Here is a 406-nt window from a genome sequence, read left to right on the forward strand (position 1 = left end):
TTTCCATCTCTTGCAGGGTTTGTATTTGTGAGGTGATATTAATTAGGTTGAGGGACGCCACCACCAAATCTGTGCCGCCAAGGCGATCAAAGGCATGGCTGACCGAGCTCGCGGCGTTGCTGAAGGTGTATTTGCCCACGGTTTGGCTCCGGTATTCGCTGAACACTGGTGGGATAGACTCCACATAGCGACTGATTTGTTTGTTGACCCCACGCAGCGAGGTCGACATTCGGCGATAGTCTGGCGAGTCAGTAGGGAGCTTGGACAAGGCTATATTGGTACTGTGCGCTTCCATTAACAACTGGTGGTAACGCCCATTGGCCGCTTGGGTTTGAGCGCTAAGGCCCTGGTTAAGAAACACCTTACCCTGACTCAATTGAGCTTGCCCCCACAGCGACATCGCCAT

1 protein-coding gene is annotated in these 406 nt (G+C 53.0%); it reads right to left on the reverse strand.

Annotated features, from left to right (window positions below; genetic code table 11):
- The coding region (locus TW84_RS24680) for a hypothetical protein (protein ID WP_045977963.1) at positions 1-406 on the reverse strand (406 nt) is incomplete at both ends.

It is taken from the genome of Vibrio neptunius, assembly GCF_000967495.1.
Lineage (GTDB): Bacteria > Pseudomonadota > Gammaproteobacteria > Enterobacterales > Vibrionaceae > Vibrio > Vibrio neptunius.